The sequence below is a fragment of the Clostridium boliviensis genome (genome assembly GCF_033342255.1).
In the GTDB taxonomy this organism is placed as follows: domain Bacteria; phylum Bacillota; class Clostridia; order Lachnospirales; family Lachnospiraceae; genus Lacrimispora; species Lacrimispora boliviensis.
This window is the reverse complement of record NZ_JAWONS010000221.1, coordinates 98,136-117,310: the sequence shown is the minus strand read 5'-3', so window position 1 is coordinate 117,310 and position 19,175 is coordinate 98,136. Positions and strand designations below refer to the sequence as shown.

Here is a 19,175-nt window from a genome sequence, read left to right as displayed (position 1 = left end):
CCACAGCAGCACAGCCGGAAACAATTGTAAATCCTGATTTAATTGTGAAGGAACCTGTTGCTTCCGCTTCTGAAGCAATAATAAAGAAAACAGCTACTCGCTCCAATGCAGATAGTGTGAATGGAGGAATTACCTTTACCGGCTTTTTGGAAGGTCTGGTATCTGGTGTTAAATTTCTGGCTTCTAAGGTTCAAACGCTGGCAAATAAAGCGACATCATTCTTTTATTTTAAATCCTTCGGAGATGATGAGTCCGATGTGAGTGGTTCATCCCTTTCTTCTCTTCCGGAATCTACTGATACAAGCCGTGTTGACCTTCTTGATTCTTCAATAAAAGACTGGACCTTCATTGCATTTGATCACCGGACTGAAGGAGATATCCATATGAATAAGAAAGATATGGATTTAAAGAACGGAGAAAATGATTCTTACAATGCCTATGGAGATTCCCAGGGGGACGGAACTTTAGAGGGCGCTGTCTACGGACTATTTGCGGCAACGGATATCCCTCATCCAGACGGACATTCTGGAGTAGTGTTTCAAAAAGATGATCTGGTTTCTGTTGCGACAACAGACCGGAATGGTGATGCCAGTTTCCTAGCCATTACCCAGGCTCCCGGATATACCTTCAATTACCAGAACGGTGCTATCGAAAAGACAAGTAACGGCTGGGCAGACCAGGCACCGGGAAATCTTTACACTGGCATGGGAGCAGCAATAGGAAAAGAGTCAGATACCGAAAGCTTTGAGGGACATACTGAAAGGGGAAGCAGCATTTCCCTTACAGACAGCCGGAATGAAACGTCTTCCGGTTATGAGAAACTTTCCTCCAACCAGGGAAAGGACGGTACCGGGGACAGCAGCCATTCCTATCCGATAGAAAATAATGAAACCTTAAACGGAAACTGCTGGATCGGAAGACCTTTGATTGTAAATGCAGATGGAACTCAGTATTACGTGAAAGAACTGACCCGTTCAGAAGGTTATGAGCTGTCTGTCTATGGAAAGGATGCAGCTATTAGTAATAGGGATGCTTTTCAAGCTGGCGGAAATCCTTCCGCAGAGGGGACCGTATCTGTAGGAACTATTGGCGTAGATCGGGTAAAGGGAATTAATACCTTTACGGTAAAGAGCAGCGGAACCATAAACGGGTATCAGATTTATGCGCAGAACATTCCAAAAGGTGCCTCCTTTTATACAACGAAAAGCCAGGTGGTAGAAGATCCAAGCGGAACTCATACGGAATATGTGACCAAAAAGGAAAACGCTCTGGCACAAACGGAAGGAGCTAGAGTCATTATAAACGGTGAATCTGTACCAGCAAAGGCCGGGGATATCATTTCCCTGCCAAACGGGGATACAGCTACCGTCACTAAGGTATCCGAACCGGAGTATGACTATATCGCAGCCAGGCCTGATAATGCTCTGCGTTATACGATTCCAACCTTCCAGGATAAGGAAAATACCGGGGACATCGCAGAGGACGCCAACGCAGCATTAAAGAAAGCTTCGTTTAAGGAGCCGGATGAGAGTGCACCGTGGATGATGATTCCGGTAGAGGGAGATACCTTTGAGGAACAGGCCATAAGCCTATATGAAGGCATGGAGACTGCCGGGCTTTCTACTTTTAACTGTTTGAAAATAGAAGAAATAAAAGATGGAAAAGCAGTTATCCGCTATTCTTATCGGGTAGGTACTTCAATATCGGCAAGCATCTATGATGAAGTATTAAAAATCCTTTATATAAAGAAAGACATTGATTTTGATATCAATGGAACGGAATTACCTGGATATGTGTATGTACCATATACGCCGGATCAGTTTGCAGATTCAACCGAAAACTCAAACGGATTTGTGACCTATGCGAAGGTAAGATCCGGTGAATTGTCAAAGACAAAAGCCATCTATCCGGAAGATTTGTCAGCCATTACGGTGACGGAAAGCCCGGAGCGTACTTACTGGGTATACAGTGAGGGCGAACCGATCCGGAATAACGATGGAAGCATTAAGACAATCATGGTTCAGGAAGAGGTCCAGGTTTCTCCTGGGTATGAGCTGAAAGATGTGGATACCCCTGTAACGGCTGTTTATGACGGGAAAGGTTATACCATAGAGGTGGGAGGGGAAAATGAAACCACTTCTACTGATTACAAGATTTCCTATACAGATGATTTTGTGGAAGGGACAAATACCACACCGGAGGAATACGCTGGGTATTACGGAACTATCTCCGTATCTCCTAATATGGCCGGGGCAGGGACCTACATTGAAACGGTTACGCTGCATTATGATAAAAACCAGTTATATTCAGATGGAGGGACACGCCAAAGGAAAATTTCTGTAGAAGAGCGTCCCATTATGCAGAAGATCAAGATTACAAAGGATATTTCTACTAATAATGATGGAACTTATAAAGATAATACCTATGCAGAAACTGGACATGAGGATAAGTTTACGGAAAACGCAGGAGGTAAAGAAAATGACGCAGGATATTTAAAGAACTTTCGGTTCAAAGCCTATTTAAAGTCCAACTTAGAACGGCTCTACCGAGCAGAGGATGGAACCGTAACATGGCAGAATCGAAATGGTAACACTGTGGATATCAATACCTACCGGGCAGCTTTCCCTGAAAAAGCCCAAAAGCTTTACACCAGGGTAGATTACCAGACCAATTCTCTAAGTAAGGATTCAAACAAGGCAGCAATCGCCAATACGGAACTTTATAACTATACCAGTGGCTTGATTAATCTAAATCAGAACCCAGGCTATACGACGATTTTGGAGAAAACGAAGCAAAAAGTCAAAGACAAGGCTGGAAATGAACGGGAGGTCAACTGCGACAATTATAAAAAATTCTTTGATGCAATAAAAGTGGCCAATGAGGACCAGTGGGACCGGACAGATAATAATAGCAGCTCCTTTAAACCATTTGCAATTATAAAAAAACTCCTATTTGGAATAAACGGAGGGGAAAAAGACTATCCAGCCTTACATAACAATGCGGATATTGAAAATAAGATCAATACCTCAGATACCGCAAAAGATAACGCCCTTCAGTCTGATCATGTCCGCCAGTTTGCCATAACCTGGTATCTAGACGATGAAGTAGCAAAGCTGGTCAAAGATAATCCTGCTGGGGAGAAAGAAAGTGCTTCAGGTAATGAATCATATTCCGATGAGATTTATGATAAAGCCCTTTCCGAAGCAATTAAGAAGGCAGAAAACTACTTAAAACCGTTTTTTACTTATGATTTAGATGAAATCTACTCGATCAGCTGGGACAGTGAAACAGACGGAGGAAAAGATAAAGACAATACAACGCTTAGTGCAGATTTAGAAGATACCGGAGCGGGTTATTGTTATGGTATCTCAGAATATCTTCCATACGGAACCTATTTGGCTGTAGAACAGCAGCCCTTTAACAAAGACTTAGGGGACCTTTTTAATAAGCATTATAAAACCGATGCGCCCAAGGAAATCGAACTTCCATCGGTCTATGCCCGATGGAGCGGGGCAGGCTCTGAGGGTGGTAAATCCGGATCAGATCAGACCCCGGAGGTATTAAGCAACTATTATCATTATAACGCAGCGGATAACGTCTCACAGCTTTCCTCCAAATACCATATCCGCTTTAACGAGGAGTGGCCGGGAGAAGGCGGAGATGATTTAAGAAAGTATGTAATCCGGGCGCACAATTACCTGGGGGATTATGAAATTTATCAGTACGGTTTAGACCTTAACAAGCTTTCCGGCTCATCTGCCGGTGATCCATCAGGACGAGGACACTTTACCATTACCCAGGGAGGAAATGATCCAGTAAAGGATTACTACAACACGTTGGTTGATCCGGAAGGCGCCGGTGGAAATCCAAACAGCCACTATCTGGCCGACAATGGAAATTCCGGAAAGCATACTGCAAACGGAACCACTTATGAGACAGACGGAATAGAAAAAATCTACCGTTACGGGTCTGCATCTGAAGATAAACAGACCTATGACAATGTTTCCTTCCCTTCCGGAGATGGAGAGGTCTACCGGGACAATGTGACGGTTATGGAAGGAATGCAGACAGCTTATGACGGGAAATACGCGTCCATGCTGGTACCGTGGAGTGTCGCAGAGCCAGCTGATGAAACGGAAGATACCGTACAGAATCTGGATGGAACATCGAGCTATAAGGGCTATGCTTATCGAAAGTACCGGAACACCTTTTACACAAGCAGGTTACGGATTGAAAAGGTGGATTCCGAAACAGGAGAAAATATCCTTCATGATGGAGCCTTATTTGCCCTTTATGCAGCATCCAGAGAGGATGGAGAAAATACGGACGGCCTGGTAAAGTTTTATGAAGCTGATACCAATATCGAAGGCTCAAAGGAATTTTTAAAAGCCATGGATGCCAGTAACATTATTCAGTCCGGAGAGACATGGACCGGAACTGTACCAGCAGGAACTCCGATCTGTAAAGAGGAGGAGCAGGTAATCCTTGCCGATCAGGAAGGAAGAAGAACCGGGCAGTTTGAGGCTATTACGACCACCAGGGATGGAACACAGGCGAAGGAAAGAGATTTAACAAGTACTTCTTATCAAGATCAGAATACAGGCTATTTAGTAACACCGCAGCCCCTTGGGGCAGGGACCTATGTCCTGTGTGAGATCAAACCTCCGGCTGGCTATGTAAGAACCAAACCGGTAGCCATTGAAATCTATTCCGACCAGACAACCTATTATCTTGACGGAAACCGGGACAGCCGGGTAGCTGCAGCCATTTATGCGGACAAGAATCAGGCTGGAACTAAGGTAGAAGATACCGCCAGAATCTATATAGGAAATACTCCAGTACGCCTTGAAGTGTCTAAAATTAAGGATTCGGTTCATACCGTAACCTATAAAACGGATACCAGGCTTGAAGGGACAGAACTGGAATTAAAGCAGAAGTATGGAAATGAAAATTTAGAATTTGCTTATAAAAACGGAACTTACTTAGGATATGCCTGGTACAAAGGAACTATGGAATACCTTCAGTCCAGAAAGGATGCTGGGGACGATGTAAATCTGATTTATGTCGATGGTGTTTTTGCCGGCTACGGTCTCATAGAGAGAACACTGGATACCGATGATGATCAGAACCGTTACGTATCTGGCGCAAAAATGGTCCTATACGATGCCATAACCATAACAGAGAGCGGAGACAGCGGAGATTATGGATACAACGGCGTGGAAGTGAAGAGAGACCGGAATAATAATGTTCAGACCGTAAATGTATTAAAGGGTTACGCTGGCAATACCGTGGAGTTTTTAAGAAAGGAAGATACAGAGGGAAGCCTTGCAGGAGAGACCGGGAATGGAACCTGGACCTATGAGACTATAGAAAGAGGGGATACCGATATCCTGTTTTACTCCCTTGGAGGGCTTAAGGTAACAGAGACCGGAACGGACGGAAAAATTTATGGCTATGATAAAGACGGGAATAGAGTTCAGGTGAAGAATCAGGAATCAATTTATGTTTTAAAATCTGGCCAGCCAATCTTTGAACTTACAGGAGGGGATTTATTGGCAGTGAAATATAACCCTGTCGATAAAATTTTCAACTTAAGCTCTGGGACCACTATGTATCACTTGGACAGTGATGGAAACCGAGATTCATATGTAAATCCTACCACCGGCATGGCTTTTGCTAAAGAAGGGGAAAAACTTCTGGTATGGCCGGTAAAGATCTCTCAGACGGAAAGCGGCGCAGTGATTGCCAGGGAGAAAATAAAAACCTGGAGAGTTGCTGCTATCAACGCCGATACGGATCAGGAATACATTACAGGGACCCACAACGGAAGCAGCCTGGTAAAAAGCATGAATCCAGTTTTAAATGGTCATGGACTTCCGGAGTATTATCAGAAGTCAGGTGAAACCTATAAAAAAGGAGAACCCATTTATGATATAGACGGTGACTTCGTCCGCTACAAATATGATGATCTTCTTTTTGCTTATAACAATTCTTCCTACAGCATAAACAATCAGACTGGTATGAAGGATATTGGAGAAGAAGAGAATATCACAGATGATAAGAAACTTTATCACCGCCAGGGAGAGTCCTGGGTGATGGAAAACACCTGGATTACCGGAGAGAAGTATCCTAACGATCCATTTAAGAAAGATATGACAGTAGGCCAGGCAGATATGCTAAAGAGAGTGATTCCAGGGACCTACATTATGGAAGAGGTAACGGCTCCATCAGGTTATGTAAAGGGACTCCCGGAAGGCGTTACTGTAAATGAATTCAGAGAGGTCAACAAGACCAGTATGGAAGATAAAAAAATCAAAGTTGAGATTGTAAAAACAGATGCAGCGGATCAGTTAAAGATTAACGTAATCAGCGATTACCAGAATGGACTAACCGTCACAGAGCCGAAAGGAGCCTATAGTTACAGTCAGGTATCCGGTGCGTATTTAGCACTTTACAAGGGAAAAAGAGTCTATACCACCGACAGTGAGAATTATCCCAAGGGGTATTATCTGATAAAAGCAGAAAATACACCAGCTAAGTGGACGGTGGAAAATAGCGCAGATAATGCTCCGATGACAGTGATTGTCGACTGGATCACGGACGGAACTCCCAAATACTTTGAAGGAATCCCGGCAGGAGATTACATACTTGAAGAAGCAGAGGCCGCAAGCGGTTATGTCCGTACTTCCATGGAAGTTGAGATAAAGGAAACTGGAGAGGTCCAGACCGTCAATATAAAGAATGATCACACTAAACTGGAAGTCTATAAATATTACATTGACAGCAAGGGGAATAAAGTATCCCTTCCCAATGATCACGCTGCAGGACTTGCTTTATTTAAAGCCAAATCTGACAGTGAAGGAAATATTTTATTTGAAAACGGAAAACCAATGTATGACCCGGCAAAAAAGATTGAAGAATGGACTACTGATGATTTAACGGAATATACAGAAAAAACGGAAATCAGCACTAGTATCATTGATCGATTAAAATCATTTTTCAGACTATCGGAAAACCAGTCCAGTTTTATTACGGATTTTGAAGCTGCCTACAAAGAAAGCGGAAAGGAATTGACTTCCATCACCTGGCAGACCAAAGAAGGGGAACGAACTGCTTCCCTTACCAGAATGATTCAGTCTGGAAACGGGGAAGGAATCACAGAAACCTGGACCACAGACACAGGAAAAACAATACGGATCACCATTTACCGGAATGTCACAAACGGCTCCCTTGATACAGACGGTCAGCTGCCGCTGAACTTCGAATACCAGTTTAATTACAAAGAGAATGGAGGAATCAAAAGTTATGATACGCTAGAGGGAATGCACCGGATCGATTATTTACCTCTTGATACAGAAAAAGAGGGTAATAAAATAGGCACTTACGTTCTGGTGGAAGAAACGGTTCCCTATGGGTATGAAGCAGCCGATCCGAAAGCAATTGTCCTTACTGAAATCGGAGATGTGCAAAGATTCAGCCTTGAAAATGAAGAGAAGTATATCAATGTCTTAAAGGTAGTAAATGATGGTACCAACGAATATGCAGTTACCGGAGCCATACTTGCCTTATATCGGGCAGATGCAGACGGGAATCTTTTAGAAGATGAATCTCATTTAGTTGAATCATGGACTTCTGGATCAGACGGAATCTACACAGAAGAAGATAAGTTTAATGGGAACATGCCCGAAGGCTTTTCTGTTGGAGATTTAAAACCTCACCGAATCGATAAGACTGCCTACGGTACCTATTACATCGTGGAGAAAGAGGCACCACCCTATATGCAGAAAGCAGATCCGGTAAAGTTTACGGTAGGCGCTGAAAAAGTCCCATTTTATAAAGTGGTCAACATTCCGGCTACTGGGAAACTGGAGATAAAAAAGAAAGCTTCCGATACCGGAGACTGGCTGGAACATGCAAGGTTTAAAGTAACAAACAAAGAGACAGGAGAAACCTGGTACATGACTACCGGATCAGATGGGGAGTCACAACTCACCGGCCTTTCGGTGGGCGAGGTCCGGACAGATGGGACCATAAAACCATACTCCTATACGGTAGAAGAAATTTCCCCACCGGATTTTTACCAGATTTCCGAGGGAGTGAAAAAATTCCAATTTGATGGGAAAGGGAACGGAAATGAACTACTTTATTCCTGTGAAATTGAGAATAGTCCAACCAACATTAATTTTAGAAAAACCAATTTTGGCACTGGTATGGCGGTGGAAGGAGCTGAGATTGCTGTTTACCATGCAGTAGCTGTAAACGGAGAATATGAAAAGGACGGAGAAGCCATAGCAATAACCGTTTCGGGTCCCAACGGTTTCACCCTGACAAAGAAGCTGTCTGCAGGACAGGTTTATATCATGGAAGAGTTAAAAGCTCCAGCTGGATACGTTCTTTCAGCGCCGGTGATTTTTACTGTAAATCATTCAGGAACAGGAATCCTAAACGTATCCAATGATTTCAGTGTTTTAAAACTGGCAAGTGAGAATGGCACCATAGAATCACTTACCATAATCGGAAAAGTTCCAGTAAAAACCTACCTTATCTTAAAGGATTTAGATACCGGGACAGAGCTTCCAGCCTTAATGGGAACAGGAAGCAGCCTTTCTCTGACTGCTAATGACGGGATCATGGACGGACATTTATATGAGATTACCGAGTATACCAGGTATTCAGATGGCCAGACAGAAAAATCTGGGAAAGAAACTAGACGGATCTATCTTGATGAACAGGGAAACTACTCGCTGCCTTCCAGAACTTATTTAGAGACCAGGCAGGAACTGACCGACTCTGAGGGAAATGTGCTGGCAGACTGGATCGTCAGTGATGATACCCACGATTACAACATAACCAACCCGGTTACGAAAGAAAGTCCAATTGTCGAAGTGACAAGCATCGTTGGGACAGGTCACAGTGCAGTTAAGGTAGGAAGCGTCTTGAAATACACAATTTCCTATAACAATCCATACAGTTACCCGGCAGATATAAAAGTAAAAGCGGTTCTCCAAGGGGGACTTGATTATTTACGCTCCACCGCATATGGAGTGGAATTAAACGGAAATGTAACCTGGAATCTTACCAATGTAACTGCCCATGACAGTGGAACCGTGGATGTGGTAGCTATAGTTAACGGAGAAAACGGAACGGAAGCCGAAGCAAACTTTATAACGACAGCCGGAGCGGTCATAAAAACTACGAATCTCTGGAACCCGATTGTCCCGGACGGATCAGCCAGCATAATAAATAATCTGACTGGGACAGGAAAGAGCCAGGCAGATACCTTTACCTATCATGTGAAATTCACAGATCAGGCAGGAACGGTCTTAATTGGATATCAGGCGTTTGCTGGTTCCAAAACAGGAAGAATCAAAGGAGAGGGTGATATCACTCTTACCGGAGATGGATTTATTACCTTTTCCGGTCTGCCCTATGGAACCAGATATGAAATCACCAAAGTGGGAGCAGATGGATATGAACCGGGTGAGAAGATCATGACCGGAGAAATTCAGAAAAACTTCCAAAGTGAAGTGTTTGAAAGCAACCGGAATGATGAATCGATCAGGGAAATCCTGACAGCCGGAGGAAGCTATAAACTTATGGAGACAACCTCTTACAGCGATGGGAACAGCCTTTTAAGCGGTGCATACCGATTTGAAGTAAATCCTTCAGGAATGGTTGATAACGTTGATATGGAAGACCGGACTATGCAGCCGTTTTTTTCCAAGCTTGACCATGATACTGGCAAGGAGCTTTCCGGAGGCAGCTATCAGCTTATTGATGCAGAGACAAATAAAACAATTTATGAATTTACTAAGGAAGGAGAACGGGTACAGATCCCAGCAAAACTTGTGACACCTGGGAAAGAATATATCTTAAAAGAAATCTGTTCCCCAAATGGATACGCTTACGAGAAGGATATTAGATTTACTGCAGAAGACAGCGGAATTCCTGAGACCATTATCATGGAGGATCAGAAGACAGAAGTGAGCATTTTAAAAACGGATGCAGAATCAGGAGAGCTTCTAAGTGGAGGGCGGTTTAGTATCAGGGAAAAGGATACTGGCACATTGATCAAAGAGTTTACACCAACAGGACAACCAGTTATTTTTTCAGGACTTTTAATTGCCGGAAAAACCTATGAACTTTCGGAGGAGGAGCCTCCTGCCGGTTATGCCTATAGCGAAAGTGTGACATTTACTGTGCCAGAAGAAGCAGAAACCATAACCGTTACTATGAAGGATCGAAAAACGGAAGTTGAAATTCAAAAACTGGCCAAGTTTCTGACGGAGAGTACTCCTTCTGAGGCAGCGCATTCTCTATCTGGAAGTACGCTTCAGATCTTAAATGAGGATAAAACAGCTGCAAAAGCGGTTCGTGATGGAAATGGCATCACAACCGGGGAAGATTTAATCTTTACAACAGGAAATGAGTTTAAAGTATTAAAAGGACAGTTAATTGCTGGAAAAAACTACTGGCTCCATGAAGTAAGACCGGCAGATGGCTATGCCTATGCGGAAGATATCCCTTTCTCCATTAGCTTAAATGGTGATAAAGATAAGGTGGTAATGATTGATGATCCGACTCATGTAATACTCTCTAAAAAGGCAATCACGGGCAGCGAAGAACTTCCCGGAAATCGTCTGAGTGTAATAGATCATGAAGGGAATCTGTTAGAAGAGTGGATGTCCGGAGAGCAGCCCCATGAAATCATCGGAAAACTAATTGCTGGAGAAACATATCACTTAATTGAAGAAAAACCGGTAGATGGCTATGCCTATGCAGAAGATATTACCTTTACTGTCAGCAAGGATGGAAGAGTAGATCAGTTAGAAATGAGAAATGATGAAACAAGAATCCGTATAAGAAAAATGGATTCATCAGGTCATATTTTAAGCGGAGCTACTTTACAGATATTGGATCAGCAAAAAAACGTAGTTGTACCAGATTTTGTATCAACAGATGAACCGATAGATATCACAGCAAAATTAGTGGCAGAAAGAACTTATTATCTTCATGAGGTAAATGCTCCAGCTGGATACCTCCTTTCCTCTGATATAGCATTTACTGTACCCAAAGGCCCCGGACTATTTGAGGTTAATATGACAGATCTCAAGCAACAAAACCCAGGCTCAGATAAAATGTATCTCTACAAAACAGATGCAGCAACAGGGCAGGGAATTAAAGGAGTGGAATTTTCTATTTACCGCCCTAACGGAAGTTTATACCTGACTGTGAATACTGGGGAGGATGGATACGCAAAATTCGATATGCCAGAAAACGGGACCTATACATACAAAGAGACAAAGGCAGCTCCTGGCTACCTTACAACAGATAATACTTACTCTTTTAACATAAAAAATGGAGAGGTATCAGAAAACAGTACAGTATCAGTTGTTAATTACCTTTCTCCGGAAGTGATAATCCAAAAGGCAGATACTGAAACAAGGGAAAGATTAGCTGGAGCTGAGCTAGAGATCAGAAATGAAGCTGGAGAGCCGGTATTCAAAGGGATGACAGATAAAAATGGCATTATTTCATTCCATCCGATCCGTTCTGGACAATATACTGTTCATGAAATGAAAGCTCCGGAAGGGTATAGAAAGACTGATTCCTATTTGACTATTTACGTAAGGGACGATGGAACCGTAACAGGAGAACTAACAATGTTTAACAGTCCGGAGCGCGGAAAGAAAAAAGGCATTATAACTGCACAATATCAATCTAACTTATATGGTCTTGGAATTACAAGTCATAAAGGAAAAGGATTCTGGGGCTGGTTGAGCAGATTACCTAAGACAGGTGATGGAGGCCTGGGTGGTAGATTTGTTTTATGTATCGGACTTGCTGGTATTGTGACTGGAATTGTCATCGTAAGGAGGAGAAGAGATAAGAAAGATGAAAAATAAACTTAAGAAAGGTTTTGCTGCTATGATCCTTGTTGCACCCCTTGTTCTGGGGTGCGCTGGATTAGCACATGCAAAAGAAACGTCCATTGAAATAAAAAAAGAGTATAGGACTTATATAAAAGAGGAGGATGGAAGATCTCAGTTTAAAGATACTTATGAAAAGGAGGGTATTATCTATCGGCTAAAATCTGTCAAAATAGATAATGTAGAAGAAGTCTATCCAGGTGACATTATTATATATGACTCTGATCCCTTTGTTGGAGATCCAGAAGTATATGCTCCGAAAGAGGAGATAACGAAGGAAGGGAAAAAGTATCGTTTAATAACCAGTAAACTAACAAAAATAGTAACGGAAGAAACTTCAAAATATTCAGAAGCCCCCATAATTTACAAAGGTGTAGAATATATAGATTCGCTTCCGGAGATCGTAGTGGTTAAGGTAATAAATGAAGATTTAAAACAGGAAATACAAGTAAAGCTCCCAGCGGTTGATTATAAAGAGAGCAGCACTTACTGGGACTATAATTTTTCTTTTCCAATAACCGTGACTGGTTACGATTCAGATTCCTATATGCTGGGTGAGACCGAGATATCTAATAATTCTCCATTAATAGATCATGCAAATGAGTTTTTAAATTATCTTAATTTACCTTCACAGTATTATGAGATAACAAAAATAGAATGGGATGGAGAACCTGAATTAAAGGCAGGAGAGATGACCCGGAATGCAATCGCTTCCGGACGTAAGCTTGTAAAAGATATTAATGGAGTCTATGGAGGGGATGTGACCTTTCCTTCCATAGGGGCCAATGTCTATCACGGAACTTATATTGATGAAAAAGCTGAAAATCAGACAGAGAAGATTATTTATAAGAAAGAAGCAACAGCTACTTATGAGCGGGATGGACGAAAGGGGTTCTGGGATTTCCTAAAATGGCTGTTATCGAATCCAATAACATTAGCAATACTACTATTTTTATTACTAATTGCAATTATATTGTTGATTCTTGCTAAAAAGAGTATGAAACGTAAGAAAAATAAATCACCTGAAATTGAGGAGGAAGAGGATGAGGAAATTTAAAAAAGAGAGCCAGACGATTGCGGTTGCTGGCTGCCTGGGGCGCATTGGAACTACGACTCAGGCAATGCAGATTATAAAATATTTAAGCTTAATGGGGTATCGATCCTGTTATATAGAAATGAATCGCCATGGATATATCGATGGTGTAAAAGAATTATACAATAACATAAAGGAAGACAGGAAAACGAAACGTGTTACTTTTGATGGAATTGATATGTTTAAACAGGAAAATATTGCAGAGGTTAGTAAGCTGGAATATGAATACCTAGTTAAGGATTACGGATCTATTGCCGACCCAGTCTTTGAAAAAATATCTTTTCTGGAGCAGAATTTCCGGATCTTCTGCGCGGGAATTAAGCCAGGAGAAATAAATTCCGTGTACAATGTGCTGTTAAATCAGACATATGCGGCTACGGGGTATATCTTTAACTTTGTACCAAATGGTGATAGAGAGGCTATAAAGGAAATGATGGAGGAAAAAGGGGACCTTACCTTTTTTGCTGATTATGTCCCGGATGCGTATTCCTATTCTGCTACGGCTAATCAGATATATCGAACATTCTTAAAACTATAGGAGTATACATATGGCGAAATTTAATAATGTATTAGTGAAAAAGGTCAAGGAAGATCTTGCTTATGAAAAGGATCAAAGATATTTAAAGAAAAAGCATAAAATCAAAAATAAGAATGTTGTTGTTGTGGAAAAATCCAGCAATTTGAAATTCTTAATTTATACTTTGAGAGGTATTATAATAGCTGCTCTTTTGATTGCGATTGCAGTACTTATGTTTATTGCTATTACAGCACTCTGCTATCCGGAACCCAGGTATGGACTGCAAACTGTTTATCTACAGGGAATCGAGGAGCTGAGATCTTATTGTCATAACCCTCATATCGTTGTTTTTTTAAACAAAATTGCAGAAATGCTCAGATACAACTTGTCTTGACACAAGAATTAACGATACAAATCATATATTGAAACAAAATAAAGTACTTAATGGAGTGAAATTGTATTTTATGAGAGTAGAAAATGTGTACCCGGACTATAAAGATGCCCTTGAAAGAGAAAAAAGACTACAAGCTGTATATACAGAACTTCAATTGATTTTCTATAATAAAGAGAAAGGAAGTAAAAAAAACAGTGCCATTTCTGACAACGGGAAGAACATTGATTTTAAAAAGAAAGGGAATTAATTGAAAAAGATATGGATGCTATTTATGCGAGGCAATCAATTGAAAAAAAAGACAGTTTATCAATCGAAACGCAATTGAATTTTGCCAGGAGCGTTGCAGTTGGTGAACCAGGAATATATATTGATAGAGGAATATCAGGAAAGGATGTCATACACAGACCAGAATTTAACAGACTTTTAGGTGATATAAAAAATGGAGTTATAAGCAGAGTATTGGTTTATAAACTGGACCGATTTACCAGGTCTCTTCTCGATTTTGCTAATATCTGGGAATATATGAATAAGTTTGGGGTGGAATTTGTTTCTGTTACAGAGAATTTTGATACATCAACCCCGATCGGAAAAGCAATGATTTTTATTATGGCTGTGTTTGCGCAACTGGAGAGAGAACAGATATCAAAAAGAGTATATGATAATTACTACGACAGAATTGAGTTAGGCCGTTGGCCTGGCGGTCCAGCCCCATATGGATATAGTAATGCTATAATTGTACAGGATAATAAAAAGGTATCCTCTTTGAAGGTAGGCGAATCAATAAATGTGCTGGAAGAAATCATGAAAATGTATTCCTATCCAACAACAAGCCTTGGTGATATACGGCGTATACTTACGCATAAGAAATGTCCTGGCCCCAATAGCAAAAACTGGTCCTCTACCGCTATTGCTCGTATACTCAGAAACCCAGTTAGTGTAAAATGTGACCACGCCGTTTATACTTATTTTAAAAAGCTGGGTGTAAGCATTCTAAATCCATTAGAAGAATTTGACGGTAAACAAGGTGGCATGTTGATTGGTAAACAGGGAGCTACGAATAGGGATACTTTAAAACCACAGGAAACTACATTTGCTATTGGTAACTGGCCTGGCTTTATAGATTCAGAATTGTGGTTAAAATGCCAACAAAAGCTTGATACCAACCAGCAAGTGGTTTCTAATGATGGACCGCGTACCAGCTGGCTGACTGGATTGTTAAAATGCGGTGTTTGCGGGCGAGCGGTCATGGTTAGAAGATATAAACGTAAGACGGACGGTGAGACAATCCGTAACATGCGGTGCAGGGGAAAAGAGTATTTTGATTGTGATCTGGCGCTTGAAATGAAGATTGATGATATTGAACAATCTGTAGAAAAAGAACTGGAAGCTCTTTTTGATAGGTGCAAGCCGACGCCGATGGAAACAGTCCATGGTACAAATGAAATTGAACTTGAGCTTATCAGGATAGATGAAGCCATAACTAATTTGTTGCAAGTGCTTAAAACAAAAACGGTCAGTGCATTGACGATGGAATACGTTAATAAAGAACTGAAAGAGCTTACTGAAAAAAAGAATAAGTTGATGGATCAAAAGGCTAAAGTGATCCAGGAGTTAGTAACTCCGCAAAAGATTATATTTTCGGAGCTAAACAAAGACGATAAGAGGGCAGTGGCGTTCTCTTACATTGAAGCTGTTATTACATATAATGACTATATCAAACTGGTATGGAAGAAGTAACAAGACACCTATCCATCTGGGTAGGTGTCTATTAAAATCTTACAGGAAATATAGAAACATAGGAAACAAATTAATTAAGAGAATGGATATTACTGTATATAAAATCTGAACATAGGGAGGCAGAAAATGTATAATACAAAATTTGTGTTAATTAGCAATAAAGATGTATATCCTGGATATTTAGACAGAGAGCATAGAGAAATAATAAAAAAACAGTTTAATGATAAAAAGGAATTTATGTGGTGCGGCTGCAGAAGTGATCAAAAGCTATTTTACAGAATTTCAGAAGATTTAAAAATTTATCCAGAACATAATAATTATGAGCATAAAAAATCTTGTTGTCGTTATAAAACTTCTTCAGGTGAACAAGAAAGACAAACGGCTTATGTTATTGATGAAGAAAGTGGACAAGTTCTCACCTATCTCACTTTTAATCCTAAAAAATTTGAATTAAACGAAGAAACAGAAATGGATCAGGCTACCTCTAAATCATCAAATGAAGATGATTTAGAGGTAAACGAAGAAGTGGTTTGCCTTTATTGATCCGAAGTATTAATGTTGATACATTTTCTGAAAAAATTCTTAATAATAAAAGTATTAATTCTAGGGAGCTTTTCTCCAAATATGTTTTTCATAGAATGAAAAATATTAAAGTAAGTAAAATGAAAAAGAACATTGGAGATTTATCACTTGAAGCTGACGGAGTAAGGTTTCTTTATGCTCCATTTGCCAGAATAGCAAAGAAAACTGAAAAAGGGCTTACTAAGTGCTATATTCAGAATTGAGGACCAGACGGAGAAGTATATAGTAATTTAATTTATCCTGATACATTGAAAAAAGTTGTAAAAGATTTTGTAGCCTATCCAGGTATAGAACCCAATGAACACTATGCTTGCCGGATTTCAATATAAAAAGAAAAGCAGAAATGGAAGTTCATATAGGGTTCTGGGACGAGTACATTTATTCCAGACTTCTAAAGTAGGCATATATTGTAGGAATCTAAATGAAAAGGAAGCTTTCGATTCTCTTTACGATTTTTGTGAAAAAAACAAAAATGTAAAATTCTGGATACCACCAGAAGATGATAGTATTGGAGGAATTCTACAAGTAGAAAATAAGGAAAAGAAATTTTTACTTCTGTTTAAGGGGAAAAAAAGTGAATTTTTATCTTATGATACTTCTATGTACGATCCAATAGTTATAGGCTTGGATACTCCTTTAACAGAGGAAATTTTGTGTAATATTATTGAAAAGGGGTAAATGGAGAGTGATGGATTAAAAAACGACTTTTTTGATTTTGAAATGCCTATTTGTAGCACTTTAAATAATTCTATCCACCCTAAATGTATACATTTAAAGTGGATTATAAAACCCTTAAAAAATAACCCCGAAAAGTATAAAGCAATATATTTAAAACACCCCAATTATAAATTTACATTTCGGGGTGTTTGTAATATACTTGTAATATGAGGTGATTAATTTGTATTATGGATATCATAGAGTAAGTACACAAGAACAACATTTGGATAGGGGGTTGAAAGAACTCCATGACTTTGCGTATACAAGAAGTATACATCTACAAAAGATATATGTTGACAAAATATCAGGAAAAGACTTTAATCGTCCTCGATATACAGTATTAAAAGAAGATGTATTAAGATCAGGTGATACCCTCATTATAACAGAATGTGATCGATTGGGTAGAAATAAAAAAGCAATATTGCAGGAGTTACAGTTTTATAAAGATAATAATATCAGAGTTATGATTTTAGAGATTCCTACAACATTAATGGATTTTTCTACTTTCACAGATCAATTAGCTACAATGTTGATGGAAACTATTAATAATATGCTGGTTGAAATGTATGCGGCATATGCGCAAGCAGAAATGGAAAAGCGGCAAAAGCGGCAAAGAGAAGGTATTGAGACTATGAAATTAAGAGGGGATTGGCAAAAATACGGAAGGCCAAGATCCCTATCTATTGAAGAGTTTAGAAATCAATATGATAGAGTTTTAATAAGTGAGATATCAGCATCAAAGTTAATGAAGGAATTAAATATATCGGATACAACATATTACCGTTATAAAAAAGAACTAGAAATTGAATCAATGAATAATAATAAAATTTTTACAACATAATTGAGAACTTCACAAGTAGAAACCAGATCGTTAAGGATTCTTCAAAATAGATTATTAAAGATTGAAAAAAGAATAAAAAAACCAAAGGGAAAACCGAGGATTTGGAAGTCTTAATATAAGACAGCAGTTTAGGGGATTTTGCGCCTTGCATTTATAAAGGTAGCTTTGTAAATATCCCCGAATCTCTGGGAGAAATAGTCAGTAAACTGAAACTCCGCAGAGCCTGCCGGTCCAGATCGGCAAATAGCTTTAGTTAAAAATTTTGGAAAGCTAATATTTCGATGTAATTAAGATAACAAAAGGAGTAACATTATGAGAGGCAATGAAGATAAATTTATTATACAAAACAAAATAAATCACGAAGCATTGTTTGGGGGATCTTATTGTGATCCAGAAAGAAAGCTTGATAAATGTACAGGGTATATTAATAGTGACTATGCATGTATCGGAAGAGCATTTCTAACATTTTGTTTTTCTAAAATGTTTAATATACATAGACTTTATGGATATGAAGATGGCTTTATGCAACAAAATGGTAATAGTTACGATATCGAAAGAGCTTTTTCTTTATTAACTGAAAGAGATTTGATAGAAGCGGAAGAAGAGTTAAAATTAATGTATGTAAAAACACAACAATACTTGGAACGCGAATTAAAAAGTAATTTTATAAAAATAGTTCGTGCATTGAGACCATTTGAGATTGATCAAATTATTGATCAGATTGAAAATGGTAGAGAGGAGATTATATTAAAAACAAACACAATTACATCATATGCAGGGGATGGGCAACCGTTTCATTATGGTGCCAGTATTACTATTGTACGCAACATACCAATAGAAGATGTTGTAATTCATTATAAGGTTTTAGCTTATCCAGAAGATACTTGCAGATATTCACCTATGCACGGGGGTGAATATGAAATTTGGGTAAAAAACGAACACCCATTAGGGTTAATAAAATTATCAAGGGATCAAGTATGCATTCAAAGAGAGCGCTATGAAGATTACTTAAATATGCGTAATTCTAGGAGCAATTATGTAAGTGACTGGGACGAGTGGTATTCACAAAGACCATTGTTACGCGATGACGAGGCAAATAAAATATTCCCAAAGTTCTATCGGCCATGCATTAATGATCCAATTTTAAAATTTCTTATGAAATGGAAAAAGTATATTTAGTGTTATTATGATTTTTAATAAAATACACCTTTTGATAGATTTAAACATATAAATAATTCAATAAATTTAGATGTTTTGAAAAGTTGAAAAAATATTTTAAAAATATTATCAAAATATATTGGTTTTTAAAAAAAAGCGGTAATATATAAAGAAGTGTGAACTGAAGTTTAGACCGCTTTGGGAGA

The 19,175-nt window shown here is 39.4% G+C and carries 11 protein-coding genes; all 11 read left to right on the top strand.

The window, feature by feature from the left end; all coding sequences use genetic code 11:
• Positions 1 to 44 precede the first annotated feature (44 nt).
• Positions 45 to 11,906, top strand: coding sequence for a SpaA isopeptide-forming pilin-related protein (locus RZO55_RS14590; protein ID WP_318064994.1), 11,862 nt, complete (start codon positions 45 to 47; stop codon positions 11,904 to 11,906).
• Positions 11,896 to 12,987: a hypothetical protein gene (locus RZO55_RS14585; RefSeq protein ID WP_318064993.1), complete on the top strand. Its 1,092-nt coding sequence runs from the start codon at positions 11,896 to 11,898 to the stop codon at positions 12,985 to 12,987. The genes RZO55_RS14590 and RZO55_RS14585 overlap by 11 nt, the downstream gene beginning before the upstream one ends.
• Entirely contained in the window at positions 12,974 to 13,561 is a 588-nt protein-coding gene (locus RZO55_RS14580; RefSeq protein WP_318064992.1) for a hypothetical protein, read from the top strand. Before RZO55_RS14585 ends, RZO55_RS14580 begins: the two co-directional genes overlap by 14 nt.
• Before the next feature lie 10 nt (positions 13,562 to 13,571).
• Positions 13,572 to 13,934, top strand: a complete 363-nt coding sequence (locus RZO55_RS14575) for a hypothetical protein (RefSeq protein ID WP_318064991.1) — start codon at positions 13,572 to 13,574, stop codon at positions 13,932 to 13,934.
• 70 nt (positions 13,935 to 14,004) lie between these two features.
• Positions 14,005 to 14,181, top strand: a complete 177-nt coding sequence (locus RZO55_RS14570) for a hypothetical protein (RefSeq protein ID WP_318064990.1) — start codon at positions 14,005 to 14,007, stop codon at positions 14,179 to 14,181.
• A gap of 11 nt (positions 14,182 to 14,192) precedes the next feature.
• Positions 14,193 to 15,671, top strand: coding sequence for a recombinase family protein (locus RZO55_RS14565; protein ID WP_318064989.1), 1,479 nt, complete (start codon positions 14,193 to 14,195; stop codon positions 15,669 to 15,671).
• 126 nt (positions 15,672 to 15,797) lie between these two features.
• Complete coding sequence (locus tag RZO55_RS14560) at positions 15,798 to 16,214, top strand: hypothetical protein (protein WP_318064988.1); 417 nt, start codon at positions 15,798 to 15,800, stop codon at positions 16,212 to 16,214.
• Positions 16,215 to 16,333: 119 nt separating this feature from the next.
• Positions 16,334 to 16,456, top strand: a complete 123-nt coding sequence (locus RZO55_RS14555; protein ID WP_318064987.1) for a hypothetical protein — start codon at positions 16,334 to 16,336, stop codon at positions 16,454 to 16,456.
• Between the two features lie 94 nt (positions 16,457 to 16,550).
• Complete coding sequence (locus RZO55_RS14550; RefSeq protein ID WP_318064986.1) at positions 16,551 to 16,931, top strand: hypothetical protein; 381 nt, start codon at positions 16,551 to 16,553, stop codon at positions 16,929 to 16,931.
• A gap of 220 nt (positions 16,932 to 17,151) precedes the next feature.
• Positions 17,152 to 17,811 (top strand): recombinase family protein, encoded by a 660-nt coding sequence (locus RZO55_RS14545; protein WP_318064985.1) that lies wholly within the window; start codon positions 17,152 to 17,154, stop codon positions 17,809 to 17,811.
• 312 nt (positions 17,812 to 18,123) lie between these two features.
• Entirely contained in the window at positions 18,124 to 18,990 is an 867-nt protein-coding gene (locus tag RZO55_RS14540; RefSeq protein WP_318064984.1) for a hypothetical protein, read from the top strand.
• The last annotated feature ends 185 nt before the right edge of the window (positions 18,991 to 19,175 follow it).